Below are 2,743 nucleotides of genomic sequence, written 5' to 3' on the forward strand. Positions count from 1 at the left end.
ACGCAACCTACGTCCATAGGCAATCCGCCGGGCTGCACTTCGCGGTCCGTAACAGCTTTAATAAGCATCTTTTCAGCACCTTGAGGGTACTTGGTCGGCAACGCTTCGACAGATACTTCCGGAACGTTCTTGAACGCTTCTTTCAGCTTGCTGACAGCTTCGGGTTTGTTATCTTCAATGCCGATGTAGCCTTTGGAAACCCCCAAAGCCTTCATACAGATTTGAACACCCGTTACCAACTTATCCGCTTCTTCAAGCATTAAACGATAGTCACAAGTCAAATACGGTTCGCATTCTGCCGCATTGACAATAAACGTATCTACCGGCTTGTTGGGAGCCAACTTGACATGAGCCGGGAAGGTAGCACCGCCGCAACCGACGACGCCGGCTTGTTTAATACGTTCAACGATTTGTGCCTTGTCAAGTTCTTTCCAATCTTTTTCATCAGGCAACCCGTCCGCCCATTCATCAAGGCCGTCAGCCTTGATTACGACAGCCATGCACGTAACCATCATGTTATGCGGCATGGGAGCTACCTTAACGACTTCGCCGGATGTGGATGCATGAATGTCGGCATGCAAAAATGCATCACTCGTCCCTATTAATTGACCTTTTTTTACATGGTCCCCTACTTTAACAGTAGGCGTACAAGGAGCACCGAAGTGCTGACTCATAGGGATGACTACTTGTTCCGGCAGTGCCGGGGTCTCGATGGCTTTGTCCTTGGCATAGGCCTTGCCGTCATCAGGATGAACCCCGCCGATAAAGCTTTTCATCATCTGAAATCACCTCATTATAAATAAGTTATGTAATAGAAAAATAATGAAGACTGAAGAAAATTTCAGGAACGAATTGTTTCGTTTCAAACCGATAACGCCGTTTTATAAGGCCATAGCCTTATAAACACACAAACAGACGGACTTTCGTCCGCTATTATCCGTATATCGCATGTATGAAGAATTTAAAACGCCGCCGACTTGTATATTTATGCGTTTTATATTCTCCACTTTGCATGATTAAAGAATGCTCAAAAATCCGGTCAGCCTTCAACGCGGCAACCTTATACTTCTTTTTTGCATACCTATTCTCACGCATTTGTTTGAAGAGGTAATTCGCCCTTTCAATCGTTTACATTATAGCATTATAAAATCCGTTATTCAACGGCTAATTACCAATCTTTCCCGCTTCTTGAGTGTAGAAAAATACATTATGATACACGCTATCAATACGTATTAAAATGTACTCTCAAAGTATATTTTATTTATTAAAAGAATACTTTTTCACTCCACAAATGTCGGCATAAGTTTTTATCCCGTTTTACACATACATCATTCTTAAAGTATACTTTTTTCGACACGACAAAAAGACTCGCCGGAAAGAATCACTCTTCCTAACGAGTCTTTTATTTTCTTTTATTTTATTTTTCTTTTAATTCCAATGCCGTTTTAATTAAGCCTTTAAATAACGGATGAGCCTTCGTCGGCCTTGACTTAAACTCAGGATGGAACTGGCAACCAACAAACCAGGGGTGGTCGGGAGCTTCAACGATTTCCACCAGTCGATCGTCCGGCGAGGTTCCGGAAATGACCAGGCCCGCATCAGTCAATTCTTTCCGGTATTTATTATTGAATTCCCAACGATGACGATGGCGTTCATAAATTAAATCTTCGCCATATACTTCTTTAGCCTTTGTCCCTTCACGCAACTTGCAAGGATACAGGCCGAGACGCATAGTACCGCCTTTTTCGGATACATCCACCTGATCAGCCATCAAGTCGATAACCGGATATTCAGCCGTTTCATTAAATTCTGAAGAAGTAGCCCCCTGCATGCCGCACACATAGCGAGCATATTCCATGACGGAACATTGCATACCCAGGCACAACCCCAAGAAGGGTATCTTATGTTCTCGGGCATAATGAATAGTTCTTACCTTGCCTTCTACACCGCGTCCACCGAAACCGCCGGGAACGACAATACCGTCAATGTCTTTAAATACGGCATCAAAATCGACATCATCACCTTCCAACGTTTCCGAGTCGATCCAGTGAATATTAACCTTGGATTTATAAGCAATGCCCGCATGGCTCAAGGCTTCAGCAACGCTCAAATAGGCATCGTGCAAGGCTACATATTTACCGACCAAGGCAATTTCCAATTCTTTTTCCGTATGATAAATATCATAGACCATCTTTTTCCAGTCTTCCATATCACACGGCTTATCTTCTAAGGACAATTTATCGAGAACAATTCGATCCAAGCCTTCTTCCGCCAACAACAAAGGTACTTCGTAAATACTGTCGAGCGTACGATTTTGAATAACCGCGTCTTTGTCTATATCGCAGAAGAGAGCCAGCTTGTCCTTCATATCTTCTGACAAGGGTTTTTCCGAACGGCAAACGATAATATCAGGCTGAATACCGATGCTGCGCAGTTCTTTAACACTGTGTTGTGTCGGTTTTGTTTTCAATTCACCGGCTGCTCCGATATAAGGAACTAAGGTGACGTGAATGTATAAGACATCATTACGACCGACTTCTTTCTTAATCTGTCTGATAGCCTCCAAGAAGGGTAAGCTTTCTATATCGCCTACTGTGCCGCCGATTTCAGTGATGACGATATCCGCATTATCGTCATCGCCTACACGATGTACATTTTTCTTAATTTCATTGGTAATGTGAGGAATGACCTGAACCGTCGAGCCGAGATAGTCGCCATGACGTTCTTTTTGCAGAACGGACCA

General features: G+C 43.4%; 2 protein-coding genes. Both read right to left on the reverse strand.

The genetic code is table 11. The features are described 5' to 3' along the window. Positions 1–779, reverse strand: a 779-nt coding sequence (locus PGX78_RS06640; protein WP_270446020.1) for an RnfABCDGE type electron transport complex subunit C, incomplete at its 3' end; no start/stop codon positions are given. 638 nt (positions 780–1,417) lie between these two features. After that, positions 1,418–2,743, reverse strand: a 1,326-nt coding sequence (locus tag PGX78_RS06645) for a CTP synthase (RefSeq protein ID WP_270446021.1), incomplete at its 5' end; no start/stop codon positions are given.

The sequence above is a fragment of the Megasphaera sp. AF13-6AC genome (assembly GCF_027685385.1).
Lineage (GTDB): Bacteria > Bacillota > Negativicutes > Veillonellales > Megasphaeraceae > Megasphaera > Megasphaera micronuciformis.